Source organism: Litoribacillus peritrichatus, from assembly GCF_039537985.1.
Taxonomy (GTDB): domain Bacteria; phylum Pseudomonadota; class Gammaproteobacteria; order Pseudomonadales; family Litoribrevibacteraceae; genus Litoribacillus; species Litoribacillus peritrichatus.
This window is the reverse complement of the sequence record NZ_BAABBN010000004.1, coordinates 1,447,070-1,463,968: the sequence shown is the minus strand read 5'-3', so window position 1 is coordinate 1,463,968 and position 16,899 is coordinate 1,447,070. Positions and strand designations below refer to the sequence as shown.

The following is a 16,899-nucleotide window of genomic DNA, read 5'->3' as shown; positions in this document are numbered from 1 at the left end:
TCGCACGCAGGGGATTTGCAAGCTTCTTTGGTTTCAATATGATTTAATACGCTTTTTTAAAATTGTGACGTTTGGGCGTGTATTGTGAGTAGTGGTGAAATTCGGCTTAATAAATTTATCAGCGATTCTGGTTTTTGTTCTCGAAGAGAAGCGGATAAGTTAATTGAACAAAATCAAGTGACCATTAATGGTAAGGTTCCTGAGTTAGGTACAAAAGTGTCACCTGGAGATCAGGTCTACGTTGGTAAAACTCACATCAAAGCAAGTGCCGTCAATAAATCAGATCGCATTTATATCGCTTATAACAAGCCTATTGGAATTACTTGCACCACAGAACGGAATGTTCGGGGGAATATTGTTGACGCTATTGGTCATAAAGAGAGAATCTTCCCTATTGGCCGCCTAGATAAACCGTCTGAAGGGCTGATCTTTCTTACTTCGGATGGAGACATTGTTAATAAAATTCTCCGCGCAGAAAATGCGCACGATAAAGAATATATCGTCACTGTCGACAAACCTTTGAGTGAACGTTTTATTGATCGTATGTCTCGTGGCGTGCCGATCCTTGATACCGTGACTAAGCCTTGTGTTGTGACCATGCAAAGCAAGTTTGTTTTTAAAATCATTCTAACGCAGGGTCTTAATCGCCAAATTCGCAGAATGTGTGAATATTTGGGGTATGAGGTAACAAAGCTTAAACGTACCCGAATTATGAACGTGGCTTTAGGGAATTTAAAGCCGGGTCAATGGCGGAACCTAACGGGGGACGAAATGGCGGAGTTGAACGACGCCTTAAAAGGGTCTCGGAAAACCACCTCAACACCCGGCTTGCCAAAGAGTCCAACAGAAGTTCAGCCACAGAAGCAAACGCCAGCATTCAAACACACCACAAAGAACCGCTCGAAGTTAAAAAATGATTCTGAGCGAACCAAAACTAAGCGCTCCGGGACAACGAAATCTACGCCAAAGCCTAAAACGTCAAAAAGAAAATTTGATCGCCGGTGATTTTATGGGTGTCGTTGCTATTTCAGTCGCTCATAATGTTGATTGACTAATATTTAAACAAAAAATATTGATATTATGATTGACTAATCGCCAGACTCGTTTATTATCGTTCGCAGCTTAGAAAGAATTTTTATATTTATGCAACACCTTTCGTAGTTCTTTGTAGTACTTCGTTCGTCCTGTTTCCATAAGTAAAGCAATACTTTCAGCACGACCAACCTCTTAGAGGTTATTAAATTACTTTTGTAAATAGGAAATATTATGTCTACATCTACTGGAACTGTTAAGTGGTTCAACGAGTCAAAAGGTTTTGGTTTTATTGAGCAAGAGTCTGGTCCAGACGTTTTTGCTCACTTCAGTGCAATTGAAGGCGCTGGTTTTAAAACCCTTGCTGAAGGCCAAAAAGTTTCTTTCACTGTGACTCAAGGTCAAAAAGGCCCACAGGCAGAGAACATCGTAGCTCTTTAATTTATATTAAAGGTTACTGAAAAGAGCACCTCTAAGGTGCTCTTTTTTTTGCTTCAAAAAAAGCAGTGTTCGTTTTAGTGAATATCTTCTAGCCAATTTTGTATTTCAGGCGAAAGATAGAGTTGATCTTTTAACTCTACAGCCCAGTCTTCCGATGCCAACCGATCAAGCATTATCACAGACATTACCTGAACGGCAGGGACCTGGCTCCAGGCTGAAGTGTTCAAACAGCGCCAGTGATCAGGGTTAACTGTTTTTGGTTTATCAATTTGTCCGGAACAGGTCTCACAAATAAAAATACAATGATCAAAATCTGGCTCGCGAGGAACGGGTGGAACTTCATGAATGATGAGCTTTGTGCCGTGTGCATTGCACAGTTCACAATGAGAACCAGATCTGCGTACTAAATCTTTTCCAAAGTAGGAGATAGCATCGTTTCGTTGCTTGTGCTTTTCTGATCCTTTCGACATGATAGTGTCATTTCACCTTTAGCGTTGTAAATTAATAAAGTAGTACTAATAAGACTAACAGAAAGGAGCTGTTTTTCAATGACTCGCTTTAATGATTGGCGTGATCAAGTCTTTGATATTATTTATAAAACTGATACAAAAGCGGGCAAGGCGTTTGATGTTTTATTAATTCTTAGTATCTTGCTCAGTGTTGCTGCTGTCATGCTCGACAGCGTTGAAAGAATCAATGAACGTCACGGAACTTGGTTGTATTCTTTAGAGTGGTTTTTTACCGTTCTTTTTACTATTGAATATTTTGTAAGAATTTGGGTGAACCCCAAACCCTTTAAATATATTTTCAGTTTTTATGGTTTAGTGGATTTACTCTCAGTATTGCCCACTTACATTGCGCTGTTCATACCGGGAATGAATGAATTTCTGGTCATTAGACTGTTGCGTGTTCTTCGTATTTTCCGAGTATTAAAACTCTCAACCTACATTCATCAGGCTAATTTCTTATTGTCGGCATTAAATTCCAGTCGCCAGAAAATTACCGTGTTTTTGTTTTTTGTGGTGACGCTCGCGACCATTTTTGGCGCAGTTTTGTATGTGATAGAGGGGCCTGAAAATGGATTTACCAGTATCCCAAAAAGTATTTACTGGGCCATTGTTACTCTGACCACAGTTGGGTATGGAGATATATCCCCGCACACGCCAGCTGGTCAGGCCATTGCCTCGGTGGTTATGATTTTGGGTTACAGCATTATCGCAGTACCCACCGGAATATTCACTGCTGAACTGGCCAATAAAATGCAAAAAGAAGGGCTGACGTTTAAGAGATGCGCGGGATGTGACAAAACAGATCACAAGGCGATTGCAACTTATTGTTATTCTTGTGGTGCAAAACTATAAATGCACGTTTGAAAATTCATGGAGCGAATATGATTAACCATTTCATCAATGTATACACTTCCACCTTGGTTTCTTCGTTGACCGGCTGGAAAGGTACAACTGGTTCTCGGAAAACTGAACAGCCTGAAAAGGAAATTGTTTTATTTGATCGGGAGGGCTGCCCTGACTGTCGTAGTGTCAGGCAAGTCATAACGGAATTAAATCTTGATGTTAAGATTTTACCTTGCCCTGAAGGTGGTACTCGTTTTAAGCATACATTGAAGGAGGTTTCCGGCAGTGTGCAGATTCCTTGTTTAGTGGATGAAAATACCGGGCAGAAGCTGATTTCAAAAGAAATTATTATTGAATATTTATTTAATGAGTATGGTAAGAAAGCCGTTCCTCAGAAGTATTCAGGTACGCGTTTTGATGGCGTGATCAACTGGACATCTCAACTTCTCCGTGGTGGCCGTGGTGAAAAAGCCAGATCTTCTTTGATGCCAGAGAAGCCTCTGACTCTTTACAGTTTTGAGTCCAGCCCTTTTTCCCGGCCAGTAAGAGAATTATTGTGTGAGCTTGAGATACCTTACACTATGGTGAGCCTTGGGAAACAACAAAGTGCAGACATGGGGCCAGCTGCATTTCGGTTTCATCGAGGGCCTTATAAGCCGGTAAAAGATTCAAAGCGAGAACGTTTTTTGGCTGAACATGGTGATGTGATGGTACCTTACCTAGAGGACCCGAACACCGGCGAAAAATTGTTTCAGTCAAAGAAAATCCTCAACTACTTACAGCGTACTTATGGTCAAGCCGGCAATAAGTAGGGGGTTGAAATAAGTGATGATTTTACAAACTGTCAAGACTGGCGGTTTGTGAAATAAATAAGGATATTGTGCGGCCAACCTTTTAAGTTAGGCTTGATTAGGTAGACTTATTATTGACTTCTTAACTTTGATTGGAAATCCATACTGGCTGCTGGATGTATCATTTTAAAACCCTTAGATCTCGGCTATTTACAATATTTGCCGGATTTTCAGTTGTTTTGATCACTGTGTTTTTTATTTTTAATCAATTTTCGTTTTATCGTGGATTGATTGAATATGTGAAACAACGTGAAATTGCTTCCATTGAGAAAATTGCCGAGCTGATGAGCAGCCGTGTGTCTCGGTCTGAAATACGTCTTCAAACCATTCGTTCGAAACAATGGAATGATACGGTGCGTGATGCATTGCTCTCTAATGCCGATCCAGATGAACGCGAGTCCCTGTTAAACAGAGGAGGAAAGCCTCCGCCACCCATCCACTTTGAAAGCGACTATTCAGACCGACCAACGCCCGATTTTAACTCGAAGCGACAAAGTTTCAGACGACCTCCGCCGATCCCTAATGGTGGTATATCGAACAGAGTTTCATTGGTCGATCTTGATTACGTCCCAGTGTTCGGAAACATCTGGCCAGAAGATGACGTAGTGTATTTCCCTGTATTTAATGGTCAGAGTAAGACGGCATACATCGCATACAAAGCATCCAAGTCCCAAATAGCCAAACAAGAAAAGAATTTTATCATCCAGCAAACCATTGGTTTTATCGTAATCTCTTTATGTACTTTGGCTTTATGCGCCGTGATTGCCTGGTGGTTGGCGAACAGAATTTCACATCCCATCATGTCTGTGGCGAGGGGCGCGAGGAGTCTTTCTAAAGGTCAGTACGGCGCTCAGGTGCAGCTGATCAAGGGTGAAGTTAAGTTAAAAGATGAAATTGGTCAGCTCGTTAAAGATTTCAATTACCTTTCTAGAGTGCTTGAAAAAAATGAGCAATCCCGTCTGCAATGGAGCTCTGACATAGCGCATGAGCTTAGAACGCCTGTGGCTATTTTAAAAGGCGAGTTAGAAGCTATAGGAGACGGGGTCAGGCCGTTAACACAAGACTCAGTAACCAGTCTCCAGGAAGAAGTCAGTATGCTTGAGAAAATGGTGTCAGACCTAAGGGTACTTACTTTGTCTGATGCTGGTGCTCTGGATTACCAAATGGACTCCGTCAGCCTGAACCAAATATTGCTTTCCACTGTGAATAGCATGGAGCCTCTCTTTATTAAGCAGGGATTAACGCTTAAATACAGCCTCTTTGGACAACCTAAGAATATACACGGTGATCGTGAACGGTTAAGGCAGTTAATCAATAATTTATTGTCCAACAGTCTCAGGTATACCGACTCACCGTCTCAGGTCTATGTTGCTTTACAAGTGAAAGATAACATCCAGGAAATTATCATTGAGGATGGCGCACCAGGGGTGCCGACTGAATCGTTACCGTTGCTCTTTGATCGCCTGTATCGTGTTGATAAAAGCAGAAGTCGCGGTACCGGTGGTTCCGGTTTAGGTATGGCGATTTGTAAGAACATTACAGAAGCTCATGGTGGTGTTATTCATTGCAGTCACTCCACTTTGGGTGGTTTAAAGGTCTCGATCACATTTAAGGATGTGTGATTTTATTAACACATCTGTGATTTTCAAAAGGGTCAAGAAAGTGCTGATTAAGGTTAATGAATGAATGTTGAAAATTTAATTTATATTGTAGAAGACGAAGTCAAACTGGCCCGCTTGATGGAAGACTATCTGATGGCTGCAGGCTATCAAACCCAGACGTTTTATGATGGCCAGATGGCTTTTAATGCCATTAAGCAGCAGGCACCAAGTTTGATTCTTCTGGATTTGATGTTGCCAGGTATGGACGGCATTGAAGTGGCAAAACACACTCGTGAGTTTTCGAATGTGCCAATCATCATGGTCACAGCGAAAGTAGAAGAGGTGGATCGCCTGCTGGGGCTTGAAATAGGGGCAGACGACTACGTTTGTAAACCTTACAGCCCTAAAGAAGTTGTCGCACGAGTTAAAGCGATTTTGCGTAGAGCGGGTCAGCAACCTGTTATTGATGTCCAACCATCCAGTGAGCTGATTCAGGTAGATGAAGCGAAAATGATTGTTCAAATCTCCAATGAGAAACTGGATTTAACGGCGCTGGAGTTTCAAATGTTTTTGGTTATGTTTAATGAACCAGGGCGTATTTATAGCCGGCAACAGTTGATGGATGCAATTTATAACGACCATCGAGTGGTGAGTGATCGAACCATTGACAGTCACATTAAAAAGCTTCGTAAGAAAATTGCTGCGACGTACAGCGATCATGATCTCATACAGTCAGTCTATGGCGTAGGTTATAAGTACGAACCGAATCAATAACGGCCGATTACTCCGTAAGTTCATATTGTTTGCAAAGTTAGTCTATAAGCTTTGGCCAGATTTATCATAAATGAGGAATATTCTACATGACACTTAAAAAGCATTCAGGGCTTAACATGTTTACAGCCGCGATGATTTTATGCCTGGGTTCTGAATTGGCCTTAGCTCAGGGTAATAGAGGCGGAATGGAAGATTCCAGAGGTCATCCTCCTAGACCTGATCAAATAGCCAGTATGTTGAAGTTAGATGATCAGCAGCGTTATGAGTTTCAGAGAGTGATGCAAATTCAGCGAGAAAAGTTCCATTCTTTCATTGAAAACCATAAAAATGAAACCAAGGAACAATTATCCTCTGTACTGTCTGCTGAGCAAATAGCGCAGTATGAATCCATCATGAGTCAGTACGAACCCAAACGACGAGATCGAAGAGGTCCGCCTCCAAGAGATAATGGTTACCAAGGGTCAGGCACTGGCTCAGACAATGAACAGCAACCAACGGATCGTCAATTTCGTTTCAGTGAATAACGGCTTCATTCTTTGATTTTATGGCGGACTCATTTGGAGTTCGGCCATAAATAAAATCTCTTTAATATGGGTTTGATCTAAAGTCTATCATTCTAGGGTGAAGATTAAGTCTCTCGCTGTTAAATCCCAAGCCTTACTGTATAATCGCCGCTCTTCAAATTGGCTATAATTCCCCATATTTCAGAATAGGCGTTCAAAATGCAGACTCATAAATTAGTAATCAGTTGTCCTCCCGGCGTTGAAGGTCTGTTGCTTGATGAAGTTGCCGAGTTAATCGGTGTTAAGGGGAAGGAAACTCCCAGGGCTGTTTTGTTAGAAGCGACCCTGGAGCAAGCGTATAAGCTATGTCTTTGGTCGCGTTTAGCCAGCCGGGTTTTACTGCAAATTGCTGAGAGCGAAGCGGAAACGGCAGATGATATCTATCAAATCTGTGTCACTGTGCCTTGGCAAGAGCACTTCACGTCCAGTAATACGTTCCGAATTGACTTTGTGGGAACCAACCGATCTGTAAAAAACTCCCAGTTCGGTGCTTTTCGTATCAAAGATGCGATTGTAGACACATTTAATGCAGTGGAAGGCACCCGGCCTTCAGTAGATAAAGATACCCCGGACATCCGGGTGCATGGCTTTTTAAAGAAAGGCAACTTTCAGTTATTTATTAATATTTCAGGCGAAAGCTTGCACCGACGAGGCTATCGCCCGTCTGCAGGCATGGCGCCAATGAAAGAAAACCTGGCTGCTGCTGTTTTGGTTCGGGCTGGGTGGAACGCGCAAGATGCAGACTGGGATCAATTGGTCGACCCTATGTGTGGCAGCGGTACTCTCCTGATTGAAGCGGCGCTTATGAAAGGAAATATCGCGCCAGGTCTGTTAAGGCAGCGGTTTGGTTTTGAATATTGGGCAGGTCATGACGAATCAGTCTGGGAAGAGGTGGTTGCGGAAGCAAAGCAAGCCAGGGCTGAGGGCACAAGTAACCTGAAGGCCATCTACTATGGAACGGATCAGGATTCGAAAGTCGTTCATAGAGCTAAAGACAATGCTCGCAAAGCGGGTGTGGCCCAATTCATTCACTTCAGAACAGGTGACTTCCAAAGCTTCACGCCTAATCCGTGTGAACGCGGACTTTTAGTGACGAACCCTCCTTACGGTGAACGCCTTGAAGAGAAACACGATGTAGCCAAATTGTATCAGCAATTAGGAGTGACCTTCCTGGATAAGTACGAAGGTTATCAGGCCGCTATTTATGCTGGTAACTGGGAGCTTGCCAAGGGCCTGCCTTGGGTGCCGTTTAAGCAATACAAACTCAAGAACGGTGCCATCGAAACTCGATTGCTTTTGTTTAAGCTGCTTCGGGAAAAGGCCATTCAGGGATTGATTAAAGAAGACGGAAGCCTCTCTGAAGGCTCGTTGATGCTGGCCAATCGTATTCGTAAGAACCTTAAAAAATTGAAATCCTGGCTCAAGCAGACCCAAATCAGCTGTTACCGTGTATATGATGCAGACTTACCCGAATACGCGGTAGCTGTTGATGTCTATGACGGCAGAGTGCATATTCAGGAATATGCGCCACCTAAAACGATTCCTCTGCATAAAGCGCAACAGCGACTTGCTGATGCCATTGATGCTGTAGCAGAAGTCTTTGAACTGAATACGCATGATGTTCATGTGAAGCAGAGGGCAAGACAGTCTGGCAAGAGCCAGTACGAAAAAATGGACTCGCAAGGCAACTTCTTCCAGGTTCAGGAAGGCGAGGCAACACTGAAAGTCAATTTATCCGATTATCTGGATACCGGTTTATTCTTGGATCACAGACCTGTGCGGGCATGGATGGCGAAACAAGCAAAGGATAAACGCTTTCTCAATCTTTTTGCTTATACCGGTGTGGCGTCCGTCCAGTGTGCACTCAGTGGTGCCAAAGAAGTAACCACTATTGATATGTCTTCCACTTACTTAAACTGGGCTTGCGATAACTTCGAACTCAACAGGCTGGAAGGTGAACAATACCGCTTTGTTAAAGCGGATTGTATGGATTGGTTGGCCAATGCCTCAGGTGAATTTGATGTTATTTTTATGGACCCGCCAAGCTTTTCAAACTCTAAAAAGATGGAAGGTGTTTTGGATATTCAGCGAGATCATGCCTCTCTCATTCAAAATGCAATGAAGCTTTTATCGAAAGATGGCGTATTGGTCTTTTCAAACAACCTGAGAAGTTTTAAATTAGAAGAAAATGAGTTAACAAATTTTGCTGTCCAGGACGTTACAAAGCGTTCAATTCCAAAGGATTTTGAACGCAGGCAAAACATTCACCGATGTTGGTTGATTTGCCATTCATCCGAGGCAATAAAAAATTACAAATTCTAGCTAAAGCTTCTAAAAGACCAACCGATATGCAAGATAGGTTGGTCTTTTTTTATACAGGTGATATCGCTATGGTTGGCTTCAGTACGAACTTCTCAGGAGCTTTAGACTCTTACCAGTCTGTATTCGGCGGGCAGTCTAAAACTGACAAACTTCCTCAGACTGCTTCTGAGCAGGCAGGGGAATCCATTGATAAACCTAAAAAAGCTTCTTTATCTTCTCCTGGCGATTTATTAAGCCGAATTGTTGGTAATAAATTAGCAAACGTAGGTTTTGAAAAACCTCAAGAAACGCCTTCGGCAACCGGATTCTTTGATATCGACGCAGTGGTTGATACCGTATCCGGCTACATTGAAGGGGTCATTAACCGAGAGCGAGATGCGGGTGCTTCCGATGAACGCATCAATGAACTCGCCAGCGCCGCCAGACAAGGGGTGGAGCAGGGCTTTGGTGAAGCTCGGGAAATCATCGGTGATGCCGGCATCATGTCGGATGAGCTGGCTCAGGATATTGATACGTCTGAAGCCAGAATCTATGACCGAATTGATCAGGTCGTTGAGCCTCGTGATGATGAAACTACGGAGCCAACGTCTGGTTTGTCTCGACCGGACAACCTGGTGGCCGGGAATGATTTAAACTACCGTGAACAATCTGGTGTGGTTCAAATCAAAACCAACGATGGTGATACCGTTACCATCAGTCTTGCCAGCGTTGATTACGAGGCGGCTTCGTATCGACAAACACAAGACTCAGAGCAATTTGGTTACACCGCATATTCAGGGTCTCAATTCAGTGTTTCTGTGGATGGAGATCTTGATGAAGGTGAGTTAACAGCGCTTTACGACTTTTTAGGTCAAGTGGATGGGGTTGCCCAGTCCTTCTTTGATGGTGATTTAGGCAGTGCTTTGGATCAGGCAATGAACTTGTCATACGATACGTCTGAATTGGCCAGCTTTGCGTTAGACTTTTCTTATACCGAAGTATCTGCTTCGACCAGAGCTTATCAGAATGTTCAGGACTTAGGTGAAGAAACGCCGAGCTTGGCAAATTTGCCTAATATCTTTAACCCCATTGAATCTTTCGCTAACCGAATGACTGAAATGGTCGAACAAGCGAGCTTATTAAGCGACTCTCCTTTAGGGATGCTCGAACTTCTTGATAATTTTATTCTGGATCGGGCAAACGCTGAAGACGCAAAACCCAATGAAAAAGTTCAGGATTTTGCAAAATCGTTATTGGAGCGCATTGTGCCTGAATTCTTTGGAGATAAACCGGCAAGCTCTTCACCAGAACTGGAGGATGGTGCGTCAGTAGAAGAAGTCTTAGGTGAGACGGACGATTAATTTCTTTGTAAACGCAAAAAAGGGTGGCTCCGAAAGGGGTCGCCCTTTTTTTATGGTGACACACTGGTTAAGATGCCGTTTTGTTTTCATTGAGAGATTCAATCTATGGCTCAAGATCAAACTTTTATGCCTGAAGAAGCTCCAGAGTTTTTGTTGTACACCACCGAGGGTTGTCATCTATGTGATGTGGCCGTGCAGGTGATCGCTTCTGTTATTGATCTGAATGAAGTGTTTGTTGAATTGGTTGATATTGCAGAAGGGCAGGATGCTGAGACCATGATTCGTACATACGGTGAACGAATCCCTGTTTTTCAGCATGTTTTAACCGGTAAAGAAATTGGTTGGCCGTTTGAACAAACACAACTATTGGCTTGGCTGGAACTTTTATCATGATTTAGTGGCATTTCTCATATTATTGAGTTTGTTTTTGTATTCGATAGTCACCAGGTGTTGTGTCTGTCCAAAGCTTAAAGCTGCGATGAAACGATCGGGTGTCAGAAAACCCCAAATGACTAGCAATTTCACTCATAGGGAGTTGACTGTACGCCAGATAATACTCGGCGCTCTCCTGGCGAACATTGTCTAATAACTCCTGATAGCTGGAGTTCGCGGTTTGTAGCTTTCTTTGAAGCGTTCTTGCCGACACGCCTAATACTTCCGCCAGCCTTTCTTTTCGTGGTGGCTCTGTTCTCATGATATCTCTGATGGCTCGTGTTACTTCGAATATGATGTCATTGTCGGAGGTCAGCTCAGATAACTGAGTTTGTGCATGCTGCTCTAATGTTTTCAGAAGCATCGGATCTGGCCGACGTAAAGGAAACTCTAGTTGTGCGTTTGATAGCACAAGTGTATTGGTGGATTGGTTAAATTTAATCGGGCACCGAAACACTTCCTGATACTCTGCCAGTATTTCTTCATTCGGTTTGTCTTTGGTAAGCCATACTTCGATCGGCGCTTGTTCAGGCCGGTCAGCCAGCCATCGTGAATAAGTGACCCAGGAAGCCAGCACATTATCGACCATGTGAGGGATGACCTCAGGGTTTGTGTAGTTGCAATGCCAGGTCATGAGTAAACCGTTGTCAGTCTGGGTCAGCTCAGTACTGCCCATATCTCCGACCAGCTTCTCAAAAGGCATGGCTTTATCAATCGCTTCCTTGACTGTTCTGCTGTTCATTGTGATGTAGCCGAGCACCACATAAGAACCGGGCTGAACATATTGCGCAGAATGTAAGCCGAAAAGAGGGTTGTTGCTTAACTTGATCAGCTCTGAAAGCAGGGCTTGAAAATCAGAGCCTTGCGCCCGAGCGGTGTCATCTTTTAAAAGTTTGGACGGAAAACTGGAATTCGACAGAGCTAAATCAATATCGATGCCCATAGATTTCGAGCAATCCAAGTATTGCAAAATAGGTGGTATGGATGCGGTACCCAAAGTATTTGAAGTCTTATCTATTTGCATAGTTTATTCGTTATACAACTTTTATTGATGAAACACAGGGTCAATGGAACTTTGACTTAATTTGATACTTGCCTGTCCCAATTGGCCACTGAAAAATAGTTTAACATGGTTAGACTGTGTCACTAATTACTAATCATGACACTAAATAGTATTTTTTATCCAGTGTAAGAGCAATTTAAAGGAGTCGGCAATATGCGTCGTTGGAATGGTTGGGGTGACGAGAACACCTATCTTGAATTACCAGAGAACGGACAGTCATTTCTGGAGGAGCGCGTTGGAAAAGCGACGCCATTAGCGAATGCGACCTACGAAGAGGTTGAAGCGTCTGTGCCGGATTCGAGACTTCCTGAATCAGAGTTATACACTGTTGAACCAAAAGACCGTATTTTGCACGCCAGAGGCCAAAGCTTACCAGACTGGCTTGCCATGAAGAGCGGCAATATGGGGATTTATCCTGATGCAGTCAGTTATCCAGAATCATCAGACGATGTCAGAGCTTTATTGGATGAAGCGAAAAAGAAAGATTGGGTGATCATTCCTTACGGCGGCGGCACCAGTGTGGTGGGGCATATTAATCCGTTAGAAGACGTTCGCCCGATCATTACGGTTGATATGAGCCGTATGTGCCGTTTGCTGGATCTTGACGAGCAAAGCCGAATTGCGACTTTTGGTGCGGGCGTCCCTGGACCGCTCCTGGAATCGCAACTTTTAGCCAAGGGGTACACCCTTGGCCATTTTCCCCAATCGTTCGAGCTATCAACGTTAGGGGGGTGGATTGCCAGCCGTTCCAGCGGTCAGCAATCTTTGAAGTACGGCCGTATTGAGCAATTGTTCGCCGGCGGTCGTATTGAAACCTTGGATGGCAGTTTTGATTTGCCAACGTACCCGGCTTCCTCTGCAGGGCCGGACATGCGCGAATGGTTTATGGGCTCGGAAGGTCGTTTCGGGATTATTACAGAAGCCAAGGTCAGAGTGACGCCCATCGCGGATCAGGAAAAGTTCTTTGTTGCGTTTTTACCAACATGGGGCATGGCACTGAACTGTGTGCGAACTATGGTTCAGGCCGGCATTCCTATGTCCATGATGCGTCTCAGTAATGTCATTGAAACGGAAACTCAGCTGGCGCTTGCAGGGCATGAAAATCAAATTAATTTACTCGAGAAGTTTTTGAAATTCCGAGGGGCCAGTGATGAAAAGTGCATGATGACATTTGGCCTGACAGGCAATAAAGCTCAGAATGCACTGTCACTTACTCAAATTAAGAAAATTATTGCCAAGTTTGACGGTGTTTATACCGGCACCATGTTAGGTAAACGCTGGAAAGAAAAGCGTTTCATGTTCCCGTACCTGCGTGAAACGCTTTGGGAAAAAGGTTACGCAGTAGATACGCTGGAAACTGCGACGGATTGGGATAACGTTGATTTTCTTTTGAATTCCATTGAATCCAATTTAAAAAATGCGTTAAGCGAAGACAATGAGAATGTGCATGTATTTACCCATCTTTCTCATTTTTACGGTCAGGGCTGCAGCATCTACACCACCTATGTATTCCGTACTGCGGACACTTATGAAGGGACGTTGGAGCGCTGGAAAACGCTCAAGCATACAACCTCTGAATTGATTGTTAATAATCGGGGAACAATCAGTCATCAACACGGTGTTGGCCAAGACCACGCGCCATATATGGCGATTGAAAAAGGCCCGGTAGCGACGGAGCTGTTGCATCATACGTCAGAGTTTTTTGATCCTAATAGCCAAATGAACCCTGGAAAGTTATTGGTTGAAAAAACGGCTACCGAATCAGTGAGTTCAAAAAAACAGGCTGTTTAACGCAGTGGTGTGAAAGTGGTTGAGTGTGACCACTTTCACACTGAATCCTCAAGCCAGCTTAACGGGTGGGTCTTATGCGCAATAAAACATTAACTCAGTCTGCTGAGGACTTTCGCTCGAAAGTCTTAAAGGACACCAGTGCTGACAAGTTCGATTTAATCGTTATTGGAGGCGGAATTACAGGTGCCGGTATCTTACGGGAAGCGGCCCGTCGTGGCCTGAAAGTGCTTTTGTTAGAACAAAAGGACTTTGCGTGGGGTACGTCCAGTCGATCCTCGAAAATGGTGCACGGTGGGTTACGGTATTTGGGAGAGGGGCAAATCCGGCTGACGCGTGAATCCGTCCGGGAGCGTCAACGTTACCTGACCGAACTGCCTGGGCTTGTTAATGTTATGCGTTACCTTATGGTGCATAAACCCAAGCAATTTCCTCCGCGCTGGATTTTTCAGATACTGCTGGGTGTTTACGACTTCTTTGCAGGAAAGAAATACCGACAATCTGTGGATGCGCAGGAATTGCCCTCTTGGTTAGGTCCGATTCATCCAGGAAATGCCACAGGTGGATCAGTCTTTGCCGATGCGGTGACGGATGACAGTCGACTTGTGCTGAGGACGTTATCAGAAGCTGTAGGTGATGGCGGGGTAGCAGTAAACTACGCAGAAGTGTCTGAATTGCTTAAAGACGATGATGACACAGTTACCGGAGTTCAGATAAGAGATCTTGTGAAGGATGCTCAGTACTCGGTGATGGCCGATACTGTGGTTAATGCCACTGGCGCCTGGGCTGCCAAACTGGGCGGTGCAGATTCCCCGGAAGTAAGGCCGTTACGAGGCAGCCATTTGGTGGTGCCGTTTTGGCGGTTGCCGGTGTCCTGCAGTATTTCGATGATTCACCCAAAAGATGACAGGCCCGTATTTGTCTTTCCCTGGCAAGGTGCGGCTGTTATTGGCACAACCGATCTTGATCATAAACCGTCGTTAAATGATGAAGCGTCCATCAGCCAGGAAGAAGTGGATTATCTGCTTGAGGGCGCAAATTACTATTTGTCTGACAGTAAAATCAGCGAGTCGGATGTAATTTCAACGTGGGCTGGCGTCAGGCCTGTCATTTCAAGCGGCAAAGGGTTAGACCCATCCAGAGAAAAACGTGAGCACAGCATTTGGCAGCAACCAGGACTGATCACTGTTTCCGGAGGAAAACTCACTACATTCAGGGTCATTGCGCTTGATGTTTTATCTCGATTACCAAAAGCCGCAGCCTTACGAAGAACTAAAGATTTTGGTCAGCCGTTTTTTCGATCCACGTTATATGTAATGAATCAAATTGGTCGGCTGTCTGGCCGGGTTAAGCGACGTTTGTCCGGCCGTTACGGATTTGAAGCTCTCGACTTGATTGATGCAATGCATTCAAATGATAAAGCAGAATACTCAATTGGCCATTCCGATACATCTTGGTTGGAACTTGAGTGGGCAATAAAACATGAATCGGTTGTTCATCTTGATGATTTATTATTCAGACGAACACGGATTGGTAATGTCATGCCCGATTTAACAAAGGGTCAGTGGCGAAAAATCCAAGAACTCTTTGAAGAGCATCAAGGTTGGTCTGAGCAAAAGTGGTGTTCTGAATTATCACGTTATCAGGATATTTGGCGTACATGTTATGCCGTACCTTCTTTGCACGGTGTTAAAAATAATTCAGCCCAAAGTGACCTTAAGGAGGCGGTCTAGTGAGTCAGTCTGTATCTGAGGTTGTATCGGCAGCAAGTCTTGACCTATCCGATCACATTTTAACCATTGATAATGGCACCCAAAGTTTAAGGGCTTTGGTTTTTGATTTAAAAGGAACCTTGATTGCAAAAGCGAAAGTGCCTCTAGAGGCGTATTTTTCTAAGCATCCAGGCTGGGCCGAACAGTATCCTGAATATTATTGGAAGAGTTTGTCTCAAGCCTGCCAACAGCTATGGCAAAACCCTGCGGTTGATAAGGCGCGTATTAAGTCAATGGCGATCACCACTCAACGTGGTACGGTTGTAAACTTGGATAAGAATGGCCAACCATTGAGGCCTGCGATCATTTGGTTAGATCAACGTAAGGCTGACATTTCTGAGCCTGTAAGGGGGTTGTGGGGAAGTGCATTTAAAGTATTGGGGCTGACTGATACCATCAACACTTTCAGAGCTAAGACTCAATCTCGTTGGATACAACAGCAACAACCGGAAGTCTGGTCTAAAACGGCTAAGTATTTGCTTCTTTCTGGTTATCTCAACTACAAATTGACCGGAGAGTATCGAGACTCGATTGGTTCTCAGGTTGGCTATATCCCTTTTGATTATAAACGATTGAAGTGGGCTGCTTCCTGGGATTGGAAATGGGCTACCTGTGGGGTGAAACCTGAGCAATTGCCAGAGTTGGTTGATCCTGGAGCGTCTATCGGCTCCGTTACGTCAGAAGCCGCTGAGTTTACAGGCATACCAGAGGGTTTGCCGGTTATTGCTGCAGCGTCTGATAAGGCATGTGAAATCATTGGCTCCGGAGGTATTGCGCCAAATATCGCTTGTTTAAGTTTTGGAACAACGGCAACGATCAATACGATCAATGAAAAATACGTTGAAACCATTCCTATGATCCCGCCTTACGCAGCGGCTATTCCTAATGCATTCAGCACTGAAGTGATGATTTATCGTGGGTTTTGGATGGTTAGCTGGTTCAAAAAGCAATTTGGTTTGCGTGAAATTAATGTGGCGAAAGAGCGTGGTATTGAACCAGAGCAATTATTTGATGAGCTAGTAAACTCTGTTCCTCCGGGTTCCATGGGTTTGATGCTTCAGCCCTATTGGACACCAGGTTTGAAGAATCCTGGACCGGATGCAAAAGGTGCCATTATCGGTTTTGGGGATGTTCATAATCGAGCTCATATTTATCGTGCAATTCTTGAAGGGATTGTTTACGGCCTTAAAGAAGGCCGAGAACGGATTGAAAAGCGAAGTAAAATTAAAATTTCTCAGGTGCGGGTGGCCGGAGGGGGTTCACAAAGTAACGCGGCAATGCAGATCACCGCAGATATTTTTGGGATTCCTGTTGAGCGTCCTCATACCTATGAAACCTCTGGCTTAGGTGCTGCGATTGATGCCGCAGTTGGTATAGGGTATTACAAGAGCTTTGATCAGGCCATTGCGAACATGACACACGTTGGCGATATTTTTTACCCGAATAAGCCAACACAGGATATGTATCAGAGGCTTTATAAAGAAGTTTATTTGAAAATGTATAAACAGTTGCAGCCACTGTATAAATCCATTCGAGATATCACTGGCTACCCAGAATAGTTAACAAAT

General features: G+C 44.0%; 15 protein-coding genes. 13 read left to right on the top strand and 2 right to left on the bottom strand.

Translation table 11 applies throughout. From position 1 onward, the window contains the following. The first annotated feature begins 84 nt into the window (after window positions 1–84). Both rluF and ABD744_RS07840 read left to right on the top strand, forming a co-directional pair. Window positions 85–1,005 carry a 23S rRNA pseudouridine(2604) synthase RluF gene (gene rluF, locus ABD744_RS07845; RefSeq protein WP_344797169.1) on the top strand — a complete coding sequence of 307 codons (921 nt, stop codon included), beginning with the start codon at window positions 85–87 and terminating at the stop codon, window positions 1,003–1,005. 261 nt (window positions 1,006–1,266) lie between these two features. Beyond that, window positions 1,267–1,473 carry a cold-shock protein gene (locus ABD744_RS07840; protein WP_344797167.1) on the top strand — a complete coding sequence of 69 codons (207 nt, stop codon included), beginning with the start codon at window positions 1,267–1,269 and terminating at the stop codon, window positions 1,471–1,473. Between the two features lie 74 nt (window positions 1,474–1,547). Here ABD744_RS07840 and ABD744_RS07835 read toward each other — a convergent pair whose 3' ends face one another. After that, the gene (locus tag ABD744_RS07835; protein WP_344797165.1) at window positions 1,548–1,943 is read right to left on the bottom strand and encodes a phnA protein; all 396 of its coding nucleotides are present in this window, start codon (window positions 1,941–1,943) and stop codon (window positions 1,548–1,550) included. 78 nt (window positions 1,944–2,021) lie between these two features. Here ABD744_RS07835 and ABD744_RS07830 point away from each other — a divergent pair, with 78 nt between their 5' ends. From ABD744_RS07830 to ABD744_RS07795, 8 genes are all read left to right on the top strand, one after another. Then, window positions 2,022–2,834, top strand: a complete 813-nt coding sequence (locus ABD744_RS07830; RefSeq protein ID WP_344797163.1) for an ion transporter — start codon at window positions 2,022–2,024, stop codon at window positions 2,832–2,834. A 29-nt stretch (window positions 2,835–2,863) separates the two neighbouring features. Beyond that, on the top strand, window positions 2,864–3,637 hold the full coding sequence (locus ABD744_RS07825; RefSeq protein ID WP_344797161.1) for a glutathione S-transferase N-terminal domain-containing protein: 774 nt from the start codon (window positions 2,864–2,866) through the stop codon (window positions 3,635–3,637). A gap of 278 nt (window positions 3,638–3,915) precedes the next feature. Further along, the gene (locus ABD744_RS07820; RefSeq protein WP_344797159.1) at window positions 3,916–5,298 is read left to right on the top strand and encodes an ATP-binding protein; all 1,383 of its coding nucleotides are present in this window, start codon (window positions 3,916–3,918) and stop codon (window positions 5,296–5,298) included. Window positions 5,299–5,358: 60 nt separating this feature from the next. Next, complete coding sequence (locus ABD744_RS07815) at window positions 5,359–6,051, top strand: response regulator (protein WP_344797157.1); 693 nt, start codon at window positions 5,359–5,361, stop codon at window positions 6,049–6,051. Between the two features lie 86 nt (window positions 6,052–6,137). Next, window positions 6,138–6,575: a hypothetical protein gene (locus ABD744_RS07810; protein ID WP_344797155.1), complete on the top strand. Its 438-nt coding sequence runs from the start codon at window positions 6,138–6,140 to the stop codon at window positions 6,573–6,575. A 198-nt stretch (window positions 6,576–6,773) separates the two neighbouring features. After that, window positions 6,774–8,936 (top strand): bifunctional 23S rRNA (guanine(2069)-N(7))-methyltransferase RlmK/23S rRNA (guanine(2445)-N(2))-methyltransferase RlmL, encoded by a 2,163-nt coding sequence (gene rlmKL / locus ABD744_RS07805; RefSeq protein WP_344797153.1) that lies wholly within the window; start codon window positions 6,774–6,776, stop codon window positions 8,934–8,936. A 26-nt stretch (window positions 8,937–8,962) separates the two neighbouring features. Further along, window positions 8,963–10,276: a DUF5610 domain-containing protein gene (locus tag ABD744_RS07800; RefSeq protein ID WP_344797151.1), complete on the top strand. Its 1,314-nt coding sequence runs from the start codon at window positions 8,963–8,965 to the stop codon at window positions 10,274–10,276. A gap of 105 nt (window positions 10,277–10,381) precedes the next feature. Then, the gene (locus tag ABD744_RS07795; protein WP_344797149.1) at window positions 10,382–10,669 is read left to right on the top strand and encodes a glutaredoxin family protein; all 288 of its coding nucleotides are present in this window, start codon (window positions 10,382–10,384) and stop codon (window positions 10,667–10,669) included. A 19-nt stretch (window positions 10,670–10,688) separates the two neighbouring features. On the opposite strand, the gene ABD744_RS07790 is transcribed toward ABD744_RS07795, so the two are convergent. After that, window positions 10,689–11,732, bottom strand: a complete 1,044-nt coding sequence (locus tag ABD744_RS07790) for an AraC family transcriptional regulator (protein WP_344797147.1) — start codon at window positions 11,730–11,732, stop codon at window positions 10,689–10,691. A gap of 192 nt (window positions 11,733–11,924) precedes the next feature. On the opposite strand from ABD744_RS07790, the gene ABD744_RS07785 reads away from it, so the two are divergent. From ABD744_RS07785 to ABD744_RS07775, 3 genes are all read left to right on the top strand, one after another. Beyond that, a complete protein-coding gene (locus ABD744_RS07785; RefSeq protein ID WP_344797145.1) occupies window positions 11,925–13,562 on the top strand; it encodes an FAD-binding oxidoreductase in 1,638 nt (545 codons plus the stop codon). Between the two features lie 74 nt (window positions 13,563–13,636). Then, on the top strand, window positions 13,637–15,292 hold the full coding sequence (locus ABD744_RS07780) for a glycerol-3-phosphate dehydrogenase/oxidase (protein WP_344797143.1): 1,656 nt from the start codon (window positions 13,637–13,639) through the stop codon (window positions 15,290–15,292). Beyond that, window positions 15,292–16,890: an FGGY-family carbohydrate kinase gene (locus tag ABD744_RS07775; RefSeq protein WP_344797141.1), complete on the top strand. Its 1,599-nt coding sequence runs from the start codon at window positions 15,292–15,294 to the stop codon at window positions 16,888–16,890. The genes ABD744_RS07780 and ABD744_RS07775 overlap by 1 nt, the downstream gene beginning before the upstream one ends. Window positions 16,891–16,899 lie beyond the last annotated feature (9 nt).